This window comes from Streptomyces sp. NPDC048018 (assembly GCF_043202995.1).
GTDB lineage: Bacteria > Actinomycetota > Actinomycetes > Streptomycetales > Streptomycetaceae > Streptomyces.
This window is the reverse complement of record NZ_JBIDBK010000002.1, coordinates 1,057,456-1,078,228: the sequence shown is the minus strand read 5'-3', so window position 1 is coordinate 1,078,228 and position 20,773 is coordinate 1,057,456. Positions and strand designations below refer to the sequence as shown.

14 protein-coding genes are annotated in these 20,773 nt (G+C 74.0%); 7 read left to right on the top strand and 7 right to left on the bottom strand.

What is annotated here, in order from left to right; all coding sequences use genetic code 11:
- Positions 1-14 precede the first annotated feature (14 nt).
- From ACGF1Z_RS10660 to ACGF1Z_RS10650, 3 genes are all read right to left on the bottom strand, one after another.
- Entirely contained in the window at positions 15-884 is an 870-nt protein-coding gene (locus ACGF1Z_RS10660; protein ID WP_393002120.1) for an acyl-CoA thioesterase, read from the bottom strand.
- Positions 885-2,042, bottom strand: coding sequence for an acyl-CoA dehydrogenase family protein (locus ACGF1Z_RS10655; protein WP_393002118.1), 1,158 nt, complete (start codon positions 2,040-2,042; stop codon positions 885-887).
- Positions 2,043-2,128: 86 nt separating this feature from the next.
- Positions 2,129-3,400, bottom strand: a complete 1,272-nt coding sequence (locus ACGF1Z_RS10650; RefSeq protein WP_393002116.1) for a helix-turn-helix domain-containing protein — start codon at positions 3,398-3,400, stop codon at positions 2,129-2,131.
- Positions 3,401-3,565: 165 nt separating this feature from the next.
- On the opposite strand from ACGF1Z_RS10650, the gene ACGF1Z_RS10645 reads away from it, so the two are divergent.
- Entirely contained in the window at positions 3,566-4,171 is a 606-nt protein-coding gene (locus ACGF1Z_RS10645; protein ID WP_393002114.1) for a hypothetical protein, read from the top strand.
- Between the two features lie 166 nt (positions 4,172-4,337).
- Here ACGF1Z_RS10645 and ACGF1Z_RS10640 read toward each other — a convergent pair whose 3' ends face one another.
- Positions 4,338-5,960 carry a PucR family transcriptional regulator ligand-binding domain-containing protein gene (locus ACGF1Z_RS10640; protein ID WP_393002112.1) on the bottom strand — a complete coding sequence of 541 codons (1,623 nt, stop codon included), beginning with the start codon at positions 5,958-5,960 and terminating at the stop codon, positions 4,338-4,340.
- 117 nt (positions 5,961-6,077) lie between these two features.
- On the opposite strand from ACGF1Z_RS10640, the gene speB reads away from it, so the two are divergent.
- Entirely contained in the window at positions 6,078-7,055 is a 978-nt protein-coding gene (gene speB / locus ACGF1Z_RS10635; RefSeq protein ID WP_393002110.1) for an agmatinase, read from the top strand.
- A gap of 428 nt (positions 7,056-7,483) precedes the next feature.
- Positions 7,484-9,166, top strand: a complete 1,683-nt coding sequence (locus ACGF1Z_RS10630) for a thiamine pyrophosphate-binding protein (protein WP_393002108.1) — start codon at positions 7,484-7,486, stop codon at positions 9,164-9,166.
- A gap of 102 nt (positions 9,167-9,268) precedes the next feature.
- Here the strand turns inward: ACGF1Z_RS10630 and ACGF1Z_RS10625 are convergent, their stop codons facing one another.
- Positions 9,269-9,640: a hypothetical protein gene (locus ACGF1Z_RS10625; protein WP_393002107.1), complete on the bottom strand. Its 372-nt coding sequence runs from the start codon at positions 9,638-9,640 to the stop codon at positions 9,269-9,271.
- 339 nt (positions 9,641-9,979) lie between these two features.
- Here ACGF1Z_RS10625 and ACGF1Z_RS10620 point away from each other — a divergent pair, with 339 nt between their 5' ends.
- On the top strand, positions 9,980-13,723 hold the full coding sequence (locus tag ACGF1Z_RS10620; RefSeq protein ID WP_393002105.1) for an ABC transporter ATP-binding protein: 3,744 nt from the start codon (positions 9,980-9,982) through the stop codon (positions 13,721-13,723).
- Positions 13,724-13,786: 63 nt separating this feature from the next.
- Positions 13,787-14,122: a hypothetical protein gene (locus ACGF1Z_RS10615; RefSeq protein WP_393002103.1), complete on the top strand. Its 336-nt coding sequence runs from the start codon at positions 13,787-13,789 to the stop codon at positions 14,120-14,122.
- An 18-nt stretch (positions 14,123-14,140) separates the two neighbouring features.
- On the opposite strand, the gene ACGF1Z_RS10610 is transcribed toward ACGF1Z_RS10615, so the two are convergent.
- On the bottom strand, positions 14,141-16,675 hold the full coding sequence (locus ACGF1Z_RS10610; RefSeq protein WP_393002467.1) for a DUF6185 family protein: 2,535 nt from the start codon (positions 16,673-16,675) through the stop codon (positions 14,141-14,143).
- A gap of 202 nt (positions 16,676-16,877) precedes the next feature.
- Here ACGF1Z_RS10610 and ACGF1Z_RS10605 point away from each other — a divergent pair, with 202 nt between their 5' ends.
- A complete protein-coding gene (locus ACGF1Z_RS10605; protein WP_393002101.1) occupies positions 16,878-17,282 on the top strand; it encodes a hypothetical protein in 405 nt (134 codons plus the stop codon).
- Between the two features lie 87 nt (positions 17,283-17,369).
- Positions 17,370-18,815 (top strand): aminopeptidase, encoded by a 1,446-nt coding sequence (locus ACGF1Z_RS10600; RefSeq protein ID WP_393002099.1) that lies wholly within the window; start codon positions 17,370-17,372, stop codon positions 18,813-18,815.
- A gap of 121 nt (positions 18,816-18,936) precedes the next feature.
- On the opposite strand, the gene ACGF1Z_RS10595 is transcribed toward ACGF1Z_RS10600, so the two are convergent.
- Positions 18,937-20,772, bottom strand: coding sequence for a glycoside hydrolase family 3 protein (locus tag ACGF1Z_RS10595; protein ID WP_393002097.1), 1,836 nt, complete (start codon positions 20,770-20,772; stop codon positions 18,937-18,939).
- Position 20,773 lies beyond the last annotated feature (1 nt).

Genomic DNA, 20,773 nt, shown 5'->3' with positions numbered 1-20,773 from the left:
GCTATGTCCGGGCGTCAGCGCGGCACGCGAACGACACCCTCCTGGATGACCGAGATGGCCAGCCTGCCGTCCTGCGTGAAGATCCGGGCCTGGCCGAGGCCGCGTCCGCCGGACGCGGTGGGCGACTCCTGGTCGTAGAGGAGCCACTCGTCCGCCCGGAAGGGGCGGTGGAACCACATGGCGTGGTCCAGGGACGCCCCGACGACGTCGCCCACGGCCCAGCCGCCGCGCCCGTGCGCGAGGAGGATCGAGTCGAGCAGCGTCATGTCGGAGACGTACGTCGCCAGGACGACGTGCAGCAGCGGGTCGTCCGCAAGCTTGCCGTTGGTGCGGAACCAGACCTGCGAGCGCGGCTCGCGCGGGGTGCCGACCGTCCCCCACGGGGGCGTCTCGGCGTAGCGCAGGTCGACCGCGGCGCGGGCCTCGATCAGCCGGTCCGCGACCTCGCGGGGGAGGTGGCGCGGCAGCATCTCGGCGGGCGTCGGCAGCGACTCGGGGTCCGGCGCGGGCGGCATGTCCGCCTGGTGGTCGAGCCCCTCCTCGTACGCCTGGAAGGACGCCGAGAGGTGGAAGATCGGCTGGCCGTGCTGGACGGCCACCACCCGGCGGGTGGTGAAGGACCGCCCGTCGCGGATGCGGTCCACGTTGTAGACGATCGGCGCGCCCGGGTCCCCGGCCCGCAGGAAGTACGCGTGCAGGGAGTGGGCGAGCCGGTCCGCGGGCACGGTCCGCCCCGCCGCCACCAGCGCCTGTGCGGCCACCTGGCCGCCGAAGACGCGGGGGACGATCGAGGGGCGGGACTGCCCGCGGAAGATGTCCTGCTCGATCCGCTCGAGGTCGAGCAGATCGAGCAGGTCATCCAGTGCGTTGTGCTCTTCGGGCACTTACAGGCCCATCGACTTGGCGATGATCGACTTCATGATCTCGCTGGTGCCGCCGTAGATGCGGTTGACGCGGTTGTCGGCGTACAGGCGGGCGATCGGGTACTCGTTCATGTAGCCGTAGCCGCCGTGCAGCTGGAGGCAGCGGTCGATGACGCGGTGCGCGACCTCGGTGCAGAAGAGCTTGGCGGAGGCGGCCTCGGCCGGGGTGAGCTCGCCCGCGTCCAGGGCCTCCAGGGCGCGGTCGGCGACCGCCTCGGCGGCGTCCACCTCGGCCTGGCAGGCGGCCAGCTCGAACTTGGTGTTCTGGAAGTGCGCGACCGGCTTGCCGAAGACCGTGCGGTCCGTGACGTACTGCTGGGCGAACCGGACGGCGGCCTTGGCCTGCGCGTACGCGCCGAAGGCGATGCCCCACCGCTCGGAGGCCAGGTTGTGACCGAGGTAGTAGAAGCCCTTGCCCTCCTCGCCGAGCAGGTCCTCGACCGGGACCTTGACGTCGACGAAGGCGAGCTCGGCGGTGTCGGAGGTGCGCAGGCCGAGCTTGTCCAGCTTGCGGCCGATGGAGTAGCCCTCGGACTTGGTGTCGACGGCGAAGAGGGAGATGCCGAAGCGGCGGTCCTCGGCCGAGGGGGCGGAGGTGCGGGCGCAGACGATCACGCGGTCGGCGTGGACGCCGCCGGTGATGAAGGTCTTGGCGCCGTTGAGGACGTAGTGGGTGCCGTCCTCGGAGAGCTTGGCGGTGGTCTTCATGCCCGCGACGTCGGAGCCGGTGCCCGGCTCGGTCATCGCCAGGGCCCACATCTCCTCGCCGGAGACGAACTTCGGGAGGTAGCGCTTCTTCTGCTCGTCGGTGGCGAGCATCTTGATGTACGGCAGGGCGAGCAGGACGTGCACGCCGGAGCCGCCGAACTGCACGCCGGCGCGGGCGGTCTCCTCGTAGAGGACGCCCTCGAACTTGTGGGTGTCCAGGCCGGCGCCGCCGAACTCCTCCGGCACGTTGATGCCGAATATGCCCAGCTCGCCCAGCTTGTTGTAGAACTCGCGCGGCGCCTGACCGGCGGCGAACCACTCGTCGTAGACCGGGACGACCTCGGCCTCGATGAAGGCCCGGATGGTCTCCCGGAACGCCTCGTGGTCCTCGTTGAATACGGTACGGCGCACGAGCCGCCTCCTTCGGTGTCCTGTCCTGCCGGCCGCGCTTTGTCTAAGCGCTTGCTCAGTCTGCTGACAACGAAGTTACCGACCGGTCAAGGGCTCTGTCCAGACTCCTCGCCTGTGATCCAGGCCCGCCCCACGGAGTCGTACCCGTGCACGGGCCGGCCCTTCGCCCCGCTCGTCCGGAAGGGCGCGCCGTCCTCGTCCCCGATCCGGACCGTCCCCCGGCGCCCCTCCGCGCTCCACTCCAGCTCCAGGTACCAGCGGCAGTCGCACCCCGCCGTCGCCGCCGAGACCAGCAGCTCCTCCGGCTCGGCGGCGCTGACCGCGTACGGGAAGGAGACCGCCGGGAGCGTCCGGCCCTCCTGCCCGGAGGCGTCGTACCCGTCCAGCGCCCGCGCCACCGGACGCGGCCGGTCCAGGTCCACCTCGAAGCGGCGCGGCGTCACCGCCCCGCCGCACCCGTCGTCCGTCCGGTACGCCGCCCACGGCAGCGGCGCGGCCCGCTCCACCACCCGCACGTGCAGCGCCTGGAGCACCACCGCCGCCGCGCCCTTCCCCTGCACCGACACCCGCACCAGCGTCTCCCCGCCGTCCACGGCCCCCTGCGCGGCCGCCCAGCTCCGCGCGTCGGCCGGCTCCGGCGGGGGAGGGGGCGTCCGCTGCACGAGGTAGGTGTGTCCGCACCCGTTCTTCCAGAGGTGCGAGGCGACCGTCCACGTCAGCGGCGCCGGTGGTGCGGCGGCCCGCTCCCGGGCCTTCCCGGGCAGGAGTACGGCTCCGAGCGTGACCGTCACCGCCACCGCCAGCGCCCCGCCGACGACGCCCGCCCACCCCCACCGGCGCCTCCGCCCCCCGGACGGGAGGCCCGGCACGCGCGCGTGCACGGGTGCCGGCTCGGGGGCCGCTTCCGCCTCCGGCTCGGGGGTCGGCACGGGCTTCGGGGCCGGTCCGGGCTTCGCGGCCGGCTGCGGGCCGAGGTGGGGGGCGGGGGTGGGTTCGGGGTCGGGCTTCGGCTCCGGGCCGGGGTCGGGCTTCGGCTCGGGGACGGGTTCGGGCCTCGGCTCCGGGCCCGGCTCGGGCGGCGGCTCCGCACCGGGGCCCGGTGCCGGGCGCCGGGCGTCGTCCGCGCGGGCCCAGGCGGTCTCCAGGGCCCGCCGCTCCTCCCCGCCCGCCCCGCACAGCAGGGCGAAGCGGTCGACCACGGAGAACTCCTCCGGGACGGTCGCGCCGGAGCAGTAGCGGTGGAGGGTGGACGCGCTGACGTTCAGACGCCGGCCCAGCGCCTCGTAACTCCTCCCGTCCCGCGCCTTCAGCGCGCGCACGAGCCGCGCGAAGTCCTCGACGGCGGCGTCCTTCGGCATTCCATCCCCCTCGCCCCGGCGTCCCACCCCTCTACGTCCTTGCACGTCAACGGGGGTGGAATGGTTCCGGGACGGCCGGTGGGCGCGTCACCGTTGCGGGCGGCGGACACCGGCCCCGACGCTGGTCGAGCACTGACCGAACGACCCGACGGGGGATCCACCACCATGAACAGGCTCCGTAGCGCACTCGCCACCGCCGCCGCTGCCGCCCTGGGCCTCGCGGCCCTCGCCACGGCCCCGGCGCAGGCCGCCGCCCAGCCCGCCTTCCTCGCCGCCTCCCAGATGCCGCCGTCGTCGACGCCGTGGACCGCCACCCAGGTCTTCGACGGCGTCCCGGAGAACGGCGGCGTCCTCTGCGCCCCGTACAAGATCCCGGCGCAGAACACCCGCTACCGCGAGTTCGGCACCGAGCTCGACACCAACGGCGTCCAGGTCACGACCGTCGCCCGCACCGAGGCCGACGCCGTGAAGCTGGTGGACACCCTCCGCACCTCCCTCGCCGGCTGCGGCCCCCTCCTGGAGCGGCAGAACCCGGGCCTGAAGGCCGTCAGCGCCTTCCACGGCAGGCTCGCCGTCGAGGAGGGCGCCTGGGTCTACAGCCTGGACACCGCCGACCCGCAGATCGGCAGCACCGACATCCACCTCTTCTCGGTGGGCCGCGACGGCCGCACCGTCACCCTCGTCCGCTGGGGGCAGATGGGCGACCTCAAGGACGCCCCGCTGACCGCCTTCCGCACCACGACGAAGACCGCCGTCAACAAGCTCTACTGATCCGAGGGCCCTCCCCAGGGCCCACCACGGCACGACAGCGGCGCGTCCCGCACCCGGGCGCGCCGCTGTCGTGCCCACCCACCTCGCCGAGGGCCACGACGCCGGGCCGGAGGCGCCTGTGGCGGGGCGGCATCGTGCGGCCGCCGATCGTGGAACCGGCTCCGGACTACACCGTGCTGAGCGCGAACCACAGCTCCATCCGTACGTCCGGGTCGTCCAGGTCCCGGTCGAGGAGGGCCGCGCAACGGGTGATCCGCTGACGGACGGTGTTGCGGTGCACGTCCAGGGCCACCGCCGTCCGGTCCCAGCTGCCGTGCAGGGAGAGCCAGGCGCGCAGGGTCTCCCTGAGCGGTTCGCTCAGGGGCGTCAGGAGGGTCCGGGCGTGGGCGGCGGCCTCGTCCGGGTCCACGAGGGACGCGAGGCCGCCCGGGCGGTGGCGCACGAGCGCCGACCGGGTGGCCTCCGCCCGGCGCAGGGCCCGCGCCGCCTGCCCGTCGGCGGCGGCGAGGTCCCCGGCTCCGGCAGGTGCGGAGACGCCGAGGAACCAGCCGGGCCGCGCGGTGACGGTGACGGAGGCGGGCAGCAGGAGACGTACGGAGGCGGGCGCCGCCCCGGAAGCAGCCTCCGAGCCATGGGCCGTCCCGGAGCCACGGGCAGCCTCCGAGCCATGGGCCGTCCCGGAGCCACGGGCCGCTGCCGCCTCCCCCAGGGGCGCTCCCGTACCCGTCGGAGTCCTGCCCGCGGCGCCGGGTGCGTCCGTCCCCGTCGGAGGCGCGTCCGCAGCCTCGGGCGCTCCCGTGTCCACCAGTGCCGTTCCCAGCGACGCGGCCAGGTCCGCCGCCGCGAACGGGGTGCCGTCGCCGCCCAGTGCGTGGACCACCGTCCAGGGCCCGGGATCCAGCGCGGCCGCCGCCTCCGCCGGGGAGGCGCCCAGGAGCAGCCGGACCAGGGCCCCGTCCCGTGCCGCCGCGTCCGCGTTCCGGTGCGGGGCGGTCAGGAGGGACAGCAGGACCACCGCCACGCCCGCGATCGTGTGGTCGCCGGGGTCCCGCCGCTCCGTCGCCACCCCCAGGGCCGGCCCGTCGCCGCCGCCGAGCGCGTACGCCGCGAGGCGCAGACCCCCGCCCTCGCCGCTCGCCGACGCCGGGCCGCCGGGGCGCGCGCCCAGGACCCCCGCCAGTTCCCGCAGGGCCCGGGACGCCTCCGGCGGGACCTCCCGGCCGGCCGCCGCCGACTCCGTGCCGTCCGGGGCGAGGAGCACCGCCCGGCCGCCGAGCCGGGCGGCGAGCGCGCCGAGGACCGCCGGGACCGGGGCCGGGCGGGCCGCAGCCGTCGCCAGGGACTGCTGGGCCTCCGTCACCCGGCGCAGCTCCTGCAGCCGGGCCTCCGCCATCAGCCGCCACACGGCCCGCGCCACCGCGGTGAACGGGGTGCGCGGGGGCACTTCGAGGAGCGGGAGGCCGTGACGTGCGCACGCGTCGACGAGGCCGGCCGGGACCGTGTCGTACACCGGCGTCACCCCGAAGGCGAGCGCCGCCGCTCCCGCCTCCACCACCCGCTCCACGTACCGCGCCGGGTCGGTGAGCTGCACGCCCGCGGTCATCAGCAGTTCGCCGCCGAGCAGGTACGGGTACGGGTCGGCCATCTCCGAGGTGTGCACCCAGTGCAGCGGTACGTCCCCGGGTCCGGCGAGCAGCCGCAGGCCCAGGTCCCGGCGGGCGAGCAGCGCGGCGAGCGGGATCGGCGGGGCCGGCGGGGTGGAGACGGGGTGCGCAGGACTCGTCGTCATGGACCCTTCGTACACCACCGGCTCGTACAGTGGAGGAAACATCCACTTCTGCACGGCTTCACCGGCGCCTACCGTCGTGCCGGAGAAGCATCCCCTCGCCCCCCGGAGGAACCGTCCATGAGCAGCAGCGACCAGAACACCCCGCGCGGCCCGATCGACTCGTCCCGCATCCCGCGGTACGCCGGTCCCGCGACGTTCGCCCGGCTGCCGCGGCTCGACGAGGTCGGCACCGCCGACGTCGCCGTGGTCGGCATCCCCTTCGACAGCGGCGTCTCCTACCGCCCCGGCGCCCGCTTCGGCGGCAACGCCATCCGCGAGGCCTCCCGCCTGCTGCGCCCGTACAACCCGGCGCAGGACGCGTCCCCGTTCGCGCTCGCCCAGGTCGCCGACGCCGGTGACATCGCGGTCAACCCGTTCAACATCAACGAGGCCGTCGACACCATCGAGGCCGCCGCCGACGACATGCTCGCCACCGGCGCCCGCATGATGACCCTCGGCGGCGACCACACCGTCGCGCTGCCGCTGCTGCGCTCCGTCGCCAAGAAGCACGGCCCGGTCGCCCTGCTCCACTTCGACGCCCACCTCGACACCTGGGACACCTACTTCGGCGCCGAGTACACCCACGGCACCCCCTTCCGCCGCGCCGTCGAGGAGGGCATCCTCGACACCTCCGCGCTGTCGCACGTCGGTACCCGTGGCCCGCTGTACGGCAAGCAGGACCTGACGGACGACGAGAAGATGGGCTTCGGCATCGTCACCTCCGCGGACATCTACCGCCGCGGCGCGGACGAGGTCGCCGACCAGCTCCGCCAGCGCATCGGCGACCGTCCGCTGTACATCTCCATCGACATCGACTGCCTCGACCCGGCCCACGCCCCGGGCACCGGCACCCCCGAGGCGGGCGGCATGACCTCCCGCGAGCTCCTGGAGATCCTCCGCGGTCTCGCCTCCTGCAACCTCGTCGGCGCCGACGTCGTCGAGGTCGCGCCCGCCTACGACCACGCGGAGATCACGGCCGTCGCCGCCTCGCACACGGCCTACGAACTGACGACGATCATGTCCCGCCAGATCGCCGCGTCGCGCACGGCCGAGTGACTCGCGTCGCCGTCCCCGCCCGCCCCGTCCGCGCCCCGCGCGGCCGACGGGCGGGCGGGACCGGCGACACCCGCGCGGCCGGGGGGACCCTTCCGCCCGCCGTCCGGCCGGGGTTCCTCTCCGCCCGGCGCGCGCCCGGAGTTCCCCGGCGCGCGCCCGGAGTTCCCCGCCGCGCTGCGTGAGCGGGCCGGCCCGCCATACGGTCCGCCCGACGTGCGGTCGGCCCGCCGTACGGGCCGCCCGCCTTCCGGTCCGCCCGCCGTCCGTGGGCCGGCCCCGGCCCGGGGTGCTCCGGTCGGGGGAGACCCGGGGGAAGAGCGGCCGGGACCGAGGGGCCCCCGCCCGGCGGAACCGGACCTGGGGCAGGCTGGACCCGCCCGCCGTCACCGGGCCGCATCCGTCCGACCACGTCACGCCCCGAGGACCCCATGACCCACGATCACGACCTCGTGCTGCGGCCCACCGCCGCCCAGACGGAGGCGGCGCTCCACCCGCCCGCCGGGCGGACCGGCGGTGACCTCGTCGTCGAGACCCTCTCCGGGCTCGGCGCGACCACCGTCTTCGGCCTCCCCGGCCAGCACGCCCTCGGTCTGTTCGACGCCCTGCGCCGCTCCGACCTGCGTTACGTCGGGCTCCGCGCCGAGAACAACGCCGGATTCGCCGCCGACGCCTACGGCAGGATCACCGGCGAGGCCGCCCCGCTGCTGCTGTCCACCGGCCCCGGGGCGCTCATGTCGCTCGCCGCGCTCCAGGAGGCGGCCGCCGCCTCCGCGCCGGTCCTCGCGATCGCCAGTCAGGTCCCGTCGGCCGGGCTCGGCGGCGGCCGGCACGGCTATCTGCACGAGCTGCGCGACCAGCAGGCCTCCTTCCGCGACGTCGTGAAGTCCGTGCACACGGCCCGCACGCAGTCGCAGATCCCCTCCGCCGTCGCCGCCGCGTGGAAGTCGGCGCTCACGGCCCCGCACGGGCCGGTGTGGGTGGAGATCCCGCAGGACGTGCTGCTCGCCCCGGCGACGCTGCCCGTGGTCACGGCCGTGGACGCGACGCCCGACGAGCTCGCCCCCCGGCCCGAGCTGACGGCGGTGGCCGCGCACCTCCTGGCGAACGCCGAGCGTCCGGCGATCATCGCGGGCGGCGGCGTCGTCCGTTCCGACGGGGCGGGCAAGCTGCTCGCGCTCGCCGAGCGGATCAGCGCCCCCGTCGTCACCACCTTCGGCGGCAAGGGCGCCTTCCCGTGGGAGCACCCGCTGTCGCTGCAGTCCTGGCTGGAGGACCGGCACACCACCGACTTCCTGGAGGACGCGGACGTCCTCCTGGTGGTCGGCTCGGGCCTCGGCGAGCTGTCGTCGAACTACCACACGTTCGCCCCGCGCGGCCGGGTCGTCCAGATCGAGGCCGACGCCGGGAAGCTGGAGTCGAACCATCCGGCGCTCGGCATCCACGCGGACGCCCGCCTCGCGCTGCAGGCGCTGCTGGAGACGGTGGACGTACGCGAGGACGCCCGCGCCCCGGAGCGGGTCCGGGCCGTCCTGGCGAAGGTGCGGGACCGCCTCGCGGCCCAGGACCTGGGCCTGGAGCAGCGGGTCGTCGCCGCCGTGCGCGAGGCCCTGCCGGACCGGGCGCCCAGCTTCTGGGACATGACGATCCTGGCGTACTGGGCCTGGTCCGCCTTCGACGCCCGCCGCCCCAACACCATGCACTCCGCCCAGGGCGCCGGCGGTCTCGGCTACGCCTTCCCCGCCGCCCTCGGCGCGGCCGCGGCCGACCCGACCCGGCCGGTCCTCGCGGTGTCGGGCGACGGCGGGGCCATGTACTCGATCGCCGAGCTGGCGACGGCGAAGCAGTACGGCTCCGACGTCACGTGGCTGATCGTCGACGACGGCGGCTACGGCATCCTGCGCGAGTACATGACGGACGCCTTCGGCGAGGCCACGGCGACCGAGCTGACCCGCCCGGACTTCGTCGCGCTCGCCGGGTCCTTCGGCGTCCCGGCCACCCTCACCACCCCCGAGGCCCTGGCCACGGACCTCGCCGAGGCACTGAAGACCCCGGGCCCGTCGGTGGTCGTCCTCCCCGCCCTCCTCAAGATGTTCGAGCCCACCCACCTCTGACCCGGTCCGCCCGGGCCCGCTTCCGGGCCCGGGCCTCCGGAGCGCCCGGCGGGGCGTGACCCGCCGGTCCCGCCGGCGTGCGGTCCCGGCCTCGGGGCCCGCTCAGACCACCAGCGCGCCGAAGGCCTCCCGGTACACGCCGAGCTGCTGCTCGTACCCCTCGTCGAAGGAAGCGACCTCCCGCGGGCCGAGGTTGCCCCGGGACATCGGCTCGGGGGCTATGAGCAGGCCGATGTCCCCGTAGACCCGCGCGGCGGCCACGGCCCGCTCGCCGCCCCGCTCCCGCGCCCGGAGGATGTGCTCGGCCGCGTGCCGCAGCAGGCGCTCCACGCTGTTGCGCGGCGAACTCGTCGTCGCGCGGCGCGCGCTCTCCCGGTCCAGCGCGCTCGTGCCCGCCGCGAGGCCCTCCAGCACGCGGAAGGCGGCGTGCAGCCGTCCCCATTCGTACGGCCTGCCGTGGACGCCGTCCCCCATGTCCGTCTCCTCAGCTCTCCTCCGCCCCGCCGGCGCGGGCGGACGGTCCGGCCCTACCCGCCGCGGCCGGGCGCAATGCGCGCCACCGGACGTTCCGGGCGGTCCGCGTACACGGCCGGCCGGCGGCGGGGCCCGGCGAGGGCGCCCCCGGTGCGTGCGCGCGTGACCCGTCCGGCGCCCGGCTCCCGCGCGGTCCGGAGGCGTAGGACTCCGGGCCCCGCCGCGTCCGACCTCCGGCCGATCCTCGCCCGCCGATTGTTGCGGCGGGATGAAATCGCACGTCGACCGCGTTGGGCCTTCCGGTAGAGCAGGACGGATGGGAGGCGCCACGTGGCGGCGGTGGGGCAGGAACAGACGGGGGAGCGCGGCCGGGGCTGGGCCCGCAGACTCTGGGGGTACGCCTGGCGGTACAAGGCCAACGTGCTCCTGGCACTCGGGTCCTCGCTCGGCGGCATGGCCGTGCTGGCGCTCGCTCCGCTGATCACCAAGGTGATCATCGACGAGGTCATCGGGGACAGGACCGGCTCCCTCGCGCTGTGGACCGGGCTGCTCGTCGCGTCCGCCGTCGTCGTCTACGCGCTGACGTACGTCCGGCGGTACTACGGCGGCCGGCTCGCCCTCGACGTCCAGCACGACCTGCGGACCGAGATGTTCGGGACGATCACCCGGCTCGACGGGCGCCGCCAGGACGAGCTGTCCACCGGGCAGGTCGTCGGGCGCGCCACCAGCGACCTGCAGCTCATCCAGGGCCTGCTCTTCATGTTGCCGATGACCATCGGCAACTTCCTGTTGTTCTTCATCTCGCTCGGCGTGATGGCCGCCCTGTCCCTGCCGCTCACCCTCGTCGCGCTCGCCGTCGCCCCCGCGGTCTGGTGGATCGCCCGGCGCAGCCGCACCCGGCTGCACCCCGCCACCTGGTACGCCCAGCAGCAGGCCGCGGCCGTCGCCGGGGTCGTCGACGGGGCCGTGACCGGCGTCCGGGTCGTGAAGGGCTTCGGTCAGGAGGAGCAGGAGACCGGCAAGATCCGGGAGGCGGGCCGGAAGCTCTACGCGGGCCGGCTGCGCACCATCCGGCTCAACGCGAGGTACACCCCCGCCCTCCAGGCCGTGCCCGCCCTCGGCCAGGTCGCCGTCCTCGCACTCGGCGGCTGGCTCGCCTACCGGCAGCAGATCACCCTCGGCACCTTCGTCGCCTTCTCCGCCTACCTCGCCTCCCTCGTCGGCCCGGTCCGCATGCTCGCCGTGGTCCTCACCGTCGGCCAGCAGGCCCGCGCCGGCGTCGACCGGGTCCTGGAGCTCATCGACACCGAGCCGACCCTGCGGGACGGCACGAGGGAACTCCCGGCGGACGCGCCCGCGACGGTCGAGTTCGACGACGTCTCCTTCGCGTACGAGGACGGCAGCCCGGTCCTCCGGGGTTTCTCGCTGGAGATCCGGCCCGGAGAGACCGTCGCCGTCGTCGGCGCCTCCGGCTCCGGCAAGTCGACGGTCTCGCTGCTGCTGCCCCGCTTCTACGACGTGACCCACGGCGCCGTCCTCGTCGGCGGCCACGACGTCCGCGAGCTCACGCTGGACTCGCTGCGCGCCGCGATCGGTCTGGTGCCCGAGGACTCCTTCCTCTTCTCCGACACGGTCCGCGCCAACATCGCCTACGGCCTGCCCGACGCCACCCAGGAGCAGATCGAGAGCGCGGCCCGCGCCGCCCAGGCGGACCGTTTCATCGCCGAGCTCCCGGACGGCTACGACACCAAGGTCGGCGAACACGGCCTCACCCTCTCCGGCGGGCAGCGCCAGCGCGTCGCGCTGGCCCGTGCGATCCTCACCGACCCCCGGCTGCTGCTCCTCGACGACGCCACCTCGGCCGTCGACGCCAAGGTCGAGCACGAGATCCACGAGGCCCTGAAGTCCGTGATGGCCGGGCGCACCACGCTGCTCATCGCGCACCGCCGCTCCACCCTCGGCCTCGCCGACCGGATCGCCGTGCTCGACGAGGGCCGGCTCGCCGCCATCGGCACCCACGAGGAGCTGGAGCGCGGCTCCGCGCTCTACCGGCGCCTCCTCACCGACCCCGACGAGCTGGGCGCGGTCTCGCCCGGCCACCTCCCCCCGGCCGACGTGCCCGAGGACCGCACGCTGCGGGCCGAGCTGGACGCCGAGTTCGACGCCGAGCGGGGCATCACCCCGGCCCTGTGGGTGCGCGAGGAGCCCGAGGACGGCGAGTCCGCCGCGCCCGGCACCAGCCCGGAGCTGCTCGCCGCCGTGGAGGCCCTGCCGCCCGCCGCCGACATCCCGGACGTCGACGAGGTCCGGGCCGTGGCGCCCGAGGAGTCGTACGGGCTGCGCCGTCTCGTGCGCGGCTTCGGCCTGCCGCTGCTGATCAGCCTGGGGCTGGTCGCCCTGGACGCGGGCGCGGGCCTGCTGCTGCCGATCCTGATCCGGCACGGCATCGACGAGGGCGTCAACCGGCTCGCCATCGGCGCCGTCTGGGCGGCCTCCGCGCTCGCCCTGGTGACCGTGCTCGTCCAGTGGGTCGCGCAGACCGCCGAGACCCGCATGACCGGCCGCACCGGCGAACGGATCCTCTACGCGCTGCGTCTGAAGATCTTCGCCCAGCTCCAGCGGCTCGGCCTGGACTACTACGAGCGCGAGCTCACCGGCCGGATCATGACCCGGATGACCACGGACGTCGACGCCCTGTCGACCTTCCTTCAGACCGGTCTCGTCACGGCCTTCGTCTCGGTCGTGACCTTCTTCGGCATCATGGGCGCGCTGCTCGTGCTCGACTTCCAGCTCGCCCTGGTCGTCTTCGCGACCCTGCCCGTGCTCGCCGTCGCGACGTACTACTTCCGGCGCTCCAGCGTGAAGGCGTACGAGCTGGCCCGTGAGCGGATCAGCGTGGTCAACGCCGACCTGCAGGAGTCGGTCTCGGGCCTGCGGATCGTGCAGGCCTTCCGGCGCGAGCGGTCGGGCCTGGAACGTTTCACCGCCCGCAGCGTGGAGTACCGCGAGGCCCGCGTCCGCGGCCAGTGGCTGATCTCCGTCTACTTCCCGTTCGTCACGCTGCTGTCCTCGGTGGCCGCCGCGGCCGTCCTGATCGTGGGCGCCCACCGCATCGAGGGCGGCACGCTCACCACCGGCGCCCTGGTCGCCTACCTGCTCTACATCGACCTGTTCTTCGCGCCCGTGCAGCAGCTCTCCCAGGTCTTCGACGGCTACCAGCAGGCCGCGGTCTCGCTGAAGCGGATGCAGGAGCTCCTCCAGGAGCCCACCTCCACCGCCCCGGCGGCGGCCCCGCGCGAGGTCCCCGGACTGCGCGGCGAGATCGCCTTCGAGGACGTGTCCTTCGCCTACGGGGACGACGCCGGAGAGCCGGAGGGCGCCGCGCTGACCGGCATCGACCTGCGCATCCCGGCGGGCCAGACCGTCGCCTTCGTCGGGGAGACCGGCGCGGGCAAGTCGACCCTGGTGAAGCTGGTCGCCCGGTTCTACGACCCCACCGCCGGCCGCGTCACCGCCGACGGCACGGACCTGCGCGAGCTCGACCTCACCGCGTACCGGCACCGGCTCGGTGTCGTGCCGCAGGAGGCGTACCTGTTCGCCGGGACGGTGCGCGACGCCATCGCGTACGGGCGTCCCGGGGCGAGCGACGCCGAGGTGGAGGCCGCGGCCCGCGCGGTCGGCGCCCACGACATGATCGCCACCCTCGACGGCGGCTATCTCCACGAGGTCGCCGAGCGGGGCCGGAACCTCTCGGCGGGCCAACGGCAGCTGATCGCCCTGGCCCGCGCCGAACTGGTCGACCCCGACGTGCTGCTCCTCGACGAGGCCACGGCCGCCCTGGACCTGGCCACCGAGGCCCAGGTCAACGCGGCCACCGACCGCCTCGCCGGCCGCCGTACGACCCTGGTCGTCGCCCACCGCCTCACGACGGCCGCCCGCGCCGACCGGGTGATCGTGATGGACCACGGCCGGGTCGCCGAGGACGGCACCCACGACGAACTCCTCGCCCGCGACGGGCGCTACGCGGCGCTGTGGCGCACCTTCATCGGCGAGGCGGAGCCGGCGAGCGTCGAGGCGGTGTGAGCGGGGGGATCTGAGTACGACCGCCCATGCGGGCGAGGGCCGGCGGCGGGTTGGATCGGTGCCATGAACGACCTCCTGCCGCCCGCCCCGAGCGAGGCCCGCCGGTTCCGCGTCCGCTCCCTGTGGGCCGGCCTGCTGCTGATCCCGGCGACCCTCCTGGTCGTCGTCCTCGCGCTCGCCTCCGAGCGCGGCACGGCCTGCGTCATGCGGGGGACCTGCGCGGACATCCCCGGCGCCTGCTACCTCGGCACCCTGGCGGTGGCGCTCGGGGCGCTCGTCTGGACCCAGACCACCCCGGACGGCGCCCCGCCCACCCCGGCCCGCAAGGCCGGCCTCGCGGTACTGCTCGGCGCCGGCCTCACCTTCCTCACCCTCGTCGCGGCGCACTTCGCCGGCTGACGGTGCCCGGCTCCCCGGTCAGTGCCCCGAGTCGCCGGAGGCGCCGGGGACGCTCGTTCCGCTCGGTCCCTGGTGGTCGATGAGGACCACCGGCGGATCGCCGCTGAGCTGCTGCCAGATCGTCACGAGAGCCACCACCTGGGCGACGAAGAGAGCGATCTGCGCGGAGGCGCTGCGCATCTGGTAGAGCGAGAGGAGCAGGCCCGCACGGGTGGGCCAGTAGCGGCGCTCCTGACGGAAGGTGTCGATGTCGAGGAGCGTTCCGGTCAGGGTCAGGACGAGGGTCATGAGCGCTGCGTCGAGCGCTTCGTTGCCCCCCGACTGTCCGGCGAGCCTGTTCCCGAGCTGGTCGACGAGGAGGGGCAGCCCATAGACCAGTGACACCCCGAAGCCGCGGCCGAAGCCGCGCCGCCCGGGCAGGATCCGCCACAGGGCCCCGAGGGCGAAACCGGCTCCCGCGTAGATCAGCTCCGAACTCACCACCCACATCCCGATTTCGGCGAAGCCGAACCGCTCGCTGAACGTGTCGGTCCACTGGGTGCCGCGGACGTGGTCCATCCAGAACAGCAGGCAGGTGGCGGGCAGCCCGGCCAGCGCGGCGACGGCGGCGGCCCGGCAGGCGTTGTCCCACCAGCCCGCCCGCGGGCCCCAGGCGAGGGCCAGCTCCACGGGACCGACGGAGTGCGGCAAAGGCACGCGCTCGTGCGGGTGCCGCGGGTTCGGCGGTGTCCACCGGTGAAGTCGGTCCAGCTTCCGTTCGATGGCGGAGCGTTCCGCCTCGATCTGCCCTTGCTCCACGCGACGCAACTCGGCGTGCCACTCGCGGTGCTGACGAGCCATGTTCATCATCCTGGCGCGATGGCGCTCGGTGACGACCTGCTGGAGCGGGACGCCGGGGACGAGCTCCCGGGAGAGGACGGCGCCGCGTCGGCCGAGCGCGAGCAGGGCTGTCAGGGTGAGCCACACGACGGCGAGCGACAGGAGGGGCAGCGGGACTCCGCCGTACCAGCCTGCGATGGGAGCCACGGTCACCACGAAGAGCACCTTGAGCAGGGACAGTTCGAGCGGCTGCAGGAGCTCTCCCCGGTGGCCCGGGGCGGTGCGCCGGGCCCGGGCCACCACGACGAGCGCGAAGCCGGTAGTCCACCACCACGTGGAGCCGGGGATCCAGTCCAGGAAGTCGGCGGGGAACCAGCGCTGATCGTTGAAGACGGTGGCCGTGTGGAACGCGGGGTATGCCGTCCCCTCGCTCTGGTCGGCCAGCCAGGACACACGACGCCACCAGGTCTCCGTCGCCGCCATGCTGCTCGCGGGAAGCGCGCAGGAGAGCAGGGCCAGGGCGGCGAGCACGGCGGGGGAGAAGCGGCCGGACGGCCGCGGGCCCCCGGCCGACGGCAGGCCCGAGGCCCGCCACAGCATCAGGCAGGTGCTGACGAGCCCGATCAGCCAGATGAGGACCAAAGCCGCGCAGGCGAGCGCGAACCAGTACGCACCGCCCGCTGCCTCGAAGGTCGCCACCTCGGCTGGATCGACCGCCCAGTGCAGGACCATCGGATGCGGCAGTCCGAAGGAGGTGGGCCACGCCACCACGGCCGCGACGTAGCCCACGGAAAGGGCGACCGCAGCGGCGGCGATCCGGCCCGGCCGACCGACGAGGCACAGCAGCAGGCCCAGAGCGGTCGCCAGCGCCAGCTCCCCCGGTGAGCCGACGAAATGGTCGTCCAGCGACAGGGCCATGGTGATCAGCAGCCATACAGGCACCAGCCGACCCAGGTTCCTTCGGGTGGCCTCCTGCGCGGCGGTGGGCAGCGCCAGCGGCGGATGGTGTGCGAGGCCCTGGACGAGGGTCAGGGACAGCGCGGCCACCACAAGGTCCCAGGTGAGCCAGCTCAAGGCCCCTGCCACGTCCCACGGGAAGCTGGCCCAGAGGGCGGAGTTGGCCTTGGTGGCGGGTGGCTGGAGCAGGAGCCGCACTTCGGGCGGGGGCGCTGCGGTCTTCGATGGTGCGGTCCAGGTCAGCGCCGTGGCGGTGCCGACGGTCGGGGCCGGCTTGACGGACCGCGCGGGTTCGCCGCCGAGATCGACCCGCACCTCGGACCAGTGAGCGCCGGACAAGGCGTCGGGCGGTACGAGTGACAGGGTCCAGTAGCGCTTGCCCACGTCGAGGTGCCAGGGTCCGACGTCACGGTCGCCTTTGACGGACACCCAGGTCGTGGTCCGTTGCCGCACCGAGATCCACTTCTCGTCCGCGGAGACCTGTGGCTTGCGGTACTGCCATTCGGTGTCGCGGTACTGCATCGGCACGTCCGAGGGGCGCATCAGGCACCGCATGGCGGTGCGGTACTCCTCCGTGTCTTCGCTGAGCAGAAGGTACGGGGCCCACATCCAGATTCGGGGCACCCTGATGTCGAGCTCAGAACTGACCTGCGTCGAGTCCTGACCGTGGTGAGCGAAACGCACGGTCGCGCTCACGTGCGCGCCGTCCAGTGTGCGTTTGACACATATGTTGTCCGGCGGCTCGCCCGCGGCCTCCGCAGCGCCGGCGCCCCCCATCAACAGCAGCAGTACCGACATCGTGAAGACCGATAAGAACCCCGCCCGGGAATGCGTCACTCGGAACCCCCGCCCGTCCCCCTGACCAGGCCCGGCAGCGTACCGAAGATCGACCGGTTCCCCCAGGGGTGCGCGGAACGCAACCGACCGGCGCCCCGGCGCGTCGTATGCACATGCGACCGGAAGCGGGGGAGGCGTGCGCGTGTTCGATGTGAGAGTGGCGAGAGCGGGCCGACGGCCCTTCGCGGGTCTGCTCGCGCTGGTCCTCGCCGTCGGGGCGCTCGTCCTGGCCGGGCCCGCCGCCGGGAGCGCGGACGCCGCCTCCGTGTGCACCGGGCGGCCCACCCGCACCATCGGCTTCGCCACCGGGGAGCTGCGGCTCTACCGCACCCGCCACTACGCCTGCGCGGTAGCCGTGGCGAAGGGGCCCGGCGCGCCGCGGCCCATGTCCGTGTCGCTGCAGCCGCGAGGCGGCCGCGCCGCCGTCAGCACGGGGCGGTTCGGGCGGCAGGCCGGACCGGTCACCGTGCACGCCCTCAACCGCTGCGTCCGGGCCTCCGCGACCGTCGCGGGACGCGGCACGGGCACCGGCTGGATCCTCTGCTGATACATAGGTAAGTGCCAACCGGGTCTGGCGGCACGCACGTTCGCCCCGCTAGGTTCACGACACCGTTGTGAACCAAGGGGAGGGTGAATGCGCAAGTCGCTGATATGGGCGCTGTCGCTTTCGGTGCTCATAGGCACCGCCGGCTCGACCGGCGTGGCCACCGCCGCGGACTCGGAGACCGGCAGCACGTCCGTCGCCGACTCGCAGAGCACGGACATCAAGGACCGCATCCTGGCGATCCCCGGGATGAGCCTGATCGAGGAGAAGCCGTACGCCGGCTACCGCTTCTTCGTCCTGAACTACGAACAGCCGATCGACCACCGCCGCCCGTGGGCGGGCACGTTCCAGCAGCGGATCTCGGTCCTCCACAAGGACACGGACCGCCCCACCGTCTTCCGCACCAGCGGCTACGGGCTGAGCACCACGCCGAGCCGCAGCGAGCCGACCCGGATCGTGGACGGCAACCAGATCTCCATGGAGTACCGCTTCTTCACCCCGTCCCGGCCGCAGCCGGCCGACTGGTCGAAGCTGGACATCTGGCAGGCCGCGAGCGACCAGCACCGCATCTTCACGGCGCTCAAGTCGATCTACGGCAAGAAGTGGCTCTCCACCGGCGCCTCCAAGGGCGGCATGACGGCCACCTACTACGAGCGCTTCTACCCGAAGGACATGGACGGCGTCGTCGCCTACGTGGCGCCCAACGACGTGGTCAACAAGGAGGACTCGGCGTACGACCGGTTCTTCGAGACGGTCGGCACCAAGGACTGCCGCGACCGTCTGAACGCCATGCAGCGCGAGGCCCTGGTGCGCCGCGCGCCGCTGGAGAAGAAGTACCAGGCCTGGGCCGCGTCGGAGGGCGCCACCTTCAACACGGTCGGCTCGCTCGACAAGGCCTACGAGGCCGTCGTGCTCGACTTCGTGTGGGGCTTCTGGCAGTACTACGGCCAGGACGTCTGCGACCAGATCCCGGACGCGGCCACCGCGAGCGACGACGCCGTCTACGAGACGATCGACGCCTACTCCGGCTGGTCCGCCTACACCGACCAGGGGCTGGAGGGGTACACGCCGTACTACTACCAGGCGGCGACCGAGCTCGGCTCGCCCACCATCCGGCAGCCGCACCTGAAGGGGCTGAGCCGCTACGGCTACCAGCCGGCCAGCTCCTTCGTCCCGCGTGAGATCCCGATGAAGTTCAAGCCGTGGGTCATGCGGGACGTCGACACGTGGGTCCGGCACAACGCGAACCACATGCTGTTCGTCTACGGCGGCAACGACCCGTGGGGTTCCGAGAAGTTCCGCCTCGGCAAGGGGGCCCGCGACAGCTTCGTCTACGTCGCGCCGGGCGCCAACCACGGTGCCAACGTGGCCGGTCTCGTGGAGGCCGAGAAGGCCAACGCCACCGCCCGCATCCTCGCCTGGGCCGGGGTCGACGCCCCCGCCGTGCAGGCGGCCAAGCCGCTGGCGCGCTTCGACGCCCGCCTCGACAGGACGGTCGACGAGGACGCGACCCGGGAGCACGGCCTGCGCCCGTAGCCCCGTGCCGTACGGCGTGAGCCGGCACCCCGCACGAGGCGGGGTGCCGGCTCACGGCCGTCACGGGGTCCGGCCGGCGTTCAGGCCACCGGCCGCCCGCCGCCGGTCCGGCGGGGGACGGTCAGCGGTACGAGAGCCCGTGGCCGACCGGGTAGAGCACCCGCGTCGGGTCCGTGGCGCTCTGCACCGCGACGGGGAGCCTGCCCCGGGGCCGCGCATGGCCGGTCATCACCCGTACGGCTGCGCGGAGTTCGACGTCGGTCCAGGAGTACGTGGCGAGCGAGGCACGCTGTCCGGTGATCCGGGCGACGTCGTACGGATTGCGCAGGGCGATCGTCACCACGGGCACCCCGGTCGCCGTCAGCCGGGCCAGCAGCGCGAGCTGGCTGGTGGTCGCGGTGAGGTTGTACGTGCCGACGACCACGACGTCCTGCCCGGCCGCGGCCGCCACCGCCTGCTCGATCAGGGCCGGGGTCGGGACGCTGCCGGTGGACAGCGCCTTCGCCGCGAAGCCGAGTTCGGTGAAGGCGGCGGCGAGGACGCCGGTCGGCGGCCCGGTGGTGCCCGAGGGCGAGACCGGGTCGGCGCCGACCACCAGCACCTTGGGGTGGGTGCGGCGGCTCAACGGCAGGAAGCCGTCCTCGTTGACCACCAGGGTCGTGGTGCGCTCGGCGATCCGGTCGGCCTGGGCGAGGTGGGCGGGGGTGCCGACCACCCGGTCCACCCCGGCGCCGGTGACGTAGGGGTCGTCGAACAGTCCCAGCCTCGCCTTCAGCCGCAGGATGCGAAGGATCGATTCGTCGAGCCGCGCCTCGGTCAGCTCGCCGGCCTTGACGGCCTGCAGGACGGCGTTCCAGGCGACGTCCAGGCTCGGAGGGTTGAGCAGCTGGTCGGCGCCCGCCTTGAGGGCCAGGACGGGGACGCGGTCGTCGCCGTACTTGGTCCGCACACCCTCCATGCTGAGCGAGTCGGTGACCACCACCCCGTCGAAGCCGAGGCGTTCGCGCAGGATGCCGGTGAGGATCGGCCGGGACAGGGTCGCCGGGTCCTCGCTCGGATCGAGTGCGGGGACCACGATGTGCGCGGTCATGATCGATTCGATGCCGGCCCGGATCGCGGCCTGGAACGGCGGCGCGTCTATGGCCGCCCACTGCTCCGCGGTGTGCGTGATGACGGGCAGCCCGTTGTGGCTGTCGACGGCGGTGTCGCCGTGCCCGGGGAAGTGCTTGCAGGTCGCCGCGACACCGGCCCGCTGGTAGCCCTTGACCTGGGCCGCGACCATGCCGGCGACCGCCTCGGAGTCGGCGCCGAAGGAGCGGACGCCGATGACCGGGTTGGCCGGGTTCACGTTGACGTCGGCGACCGGCGCGTAGTCCTGCCGGATGCCGAGGGCGGCCAGCTCGGCGCCCGCGATCTGCCCGGCCTTGCGGGCGTCGGCGTGGGAGCCGCCCGCGCCGAGCGCCATCGCGCCCGGCAGCAGGGTGGCGGGCTTGCCGACCCGGGCCACGACGCCGTGCTCCTGGTCGGTCGAGATGAGCAGCGGCACGGGGGTGCCCTGGGCGAGCGCGGCCCGCTGGATGCCGTTGGAGAGGTCGGCGATCTGGTGCGGGTCGCGGGTGTTGTGGGCCCAGGTGAAGTAGATGACGCCGCCGACGTGGTAGCGCTCGACGAGCTCGGCGGCGGTGCGGACGCCGATCTCCTTGAGGTTGGCGTCGATGTCGGCCTGGTCGGGTGCGGTGGCGGAATGGCCGTAGACCCGCATGACGAAGAGCTGGCCGACCTTCTCCTCCAGCGACATGCGGGAGACGAGGTCCTGGAGCCCGCGGTCGGACCGGCGACCCTCCGCGGCGTGGGCGACGGGGACGGTCGCGCCCGTGACGGCGGCTGCTGCCGCCGCCGCGGTCACCGTGAGCAGGGTGCGTCGGGACGGGGTGGGCGAGGGGGCGCGGTGGTGCACT

Coding starts and splice junctions, on each gene's coding strand:
- ACGF1Z_RS10645 (WP_393002114.1), top strand. CDS start 3,566: ATGAACAGGCTCCGTAGCGCACTCGCCACCGCCGCCGCTGCCGCCCTG.
- ACGF1Z_RS10615 (WP_393002103.1), top strand. CDS start 13,787: ATGAACGACCTCCTGCCGCCCGCCCCGAGCGAGGCCCGCCGGTTCCGC.
- ACGF1Z_RS10600 (WP_393002099.1), top strand. CDS start 17,370: ATGCGCAAGTCGCTGATATGGGCGCTGTCGCTTTCGGTGCTCATAGGC.
- ACGF1Z_RS10625 (WP_393002107.1), bottom strand. CDS start 9,640: ATGGGGGACGGCGTCCACGGCAGGCCGTACGAATGGGGACGGCTGCAC.
- ACGF1Z_RS10650 (WP_393002116.1), bottom strand. CDS start 3,400: ATGCCGAAGGACGCCGCCGTCGAGGACTTCGCGCGGCTCGTGCGCGCG.
- ACGF1Z_RS10640 (WP_393002112.1), bottom strand. CDS start 5,960: ATGACGACGAGTCCTGCGCACCCCGTCTCCACCCCGCCGGCCCCGCCG.
- ACGF1Z_RS10630 (WP_393002108.1), top strand. CDS start 7,484: ATGACCCACGATCACGACCTCGTGCTGCGGCCCACCGCCGCCCAGACG.
- ACGF1Z_RS10610 (WP_393002467.1), bottom strand. CDS start 16,675: ATGGGGGGCGCCGGCGCTGCGGAGGCCGCGGGCGAGCCGCCGGACAAC.
- speB (WP_393002110.1), top strand. CDS start 6,078: ATGAGCAGCAGCGACCAGAACACCCCGCGCGGCCCGATCGACTCGTCC.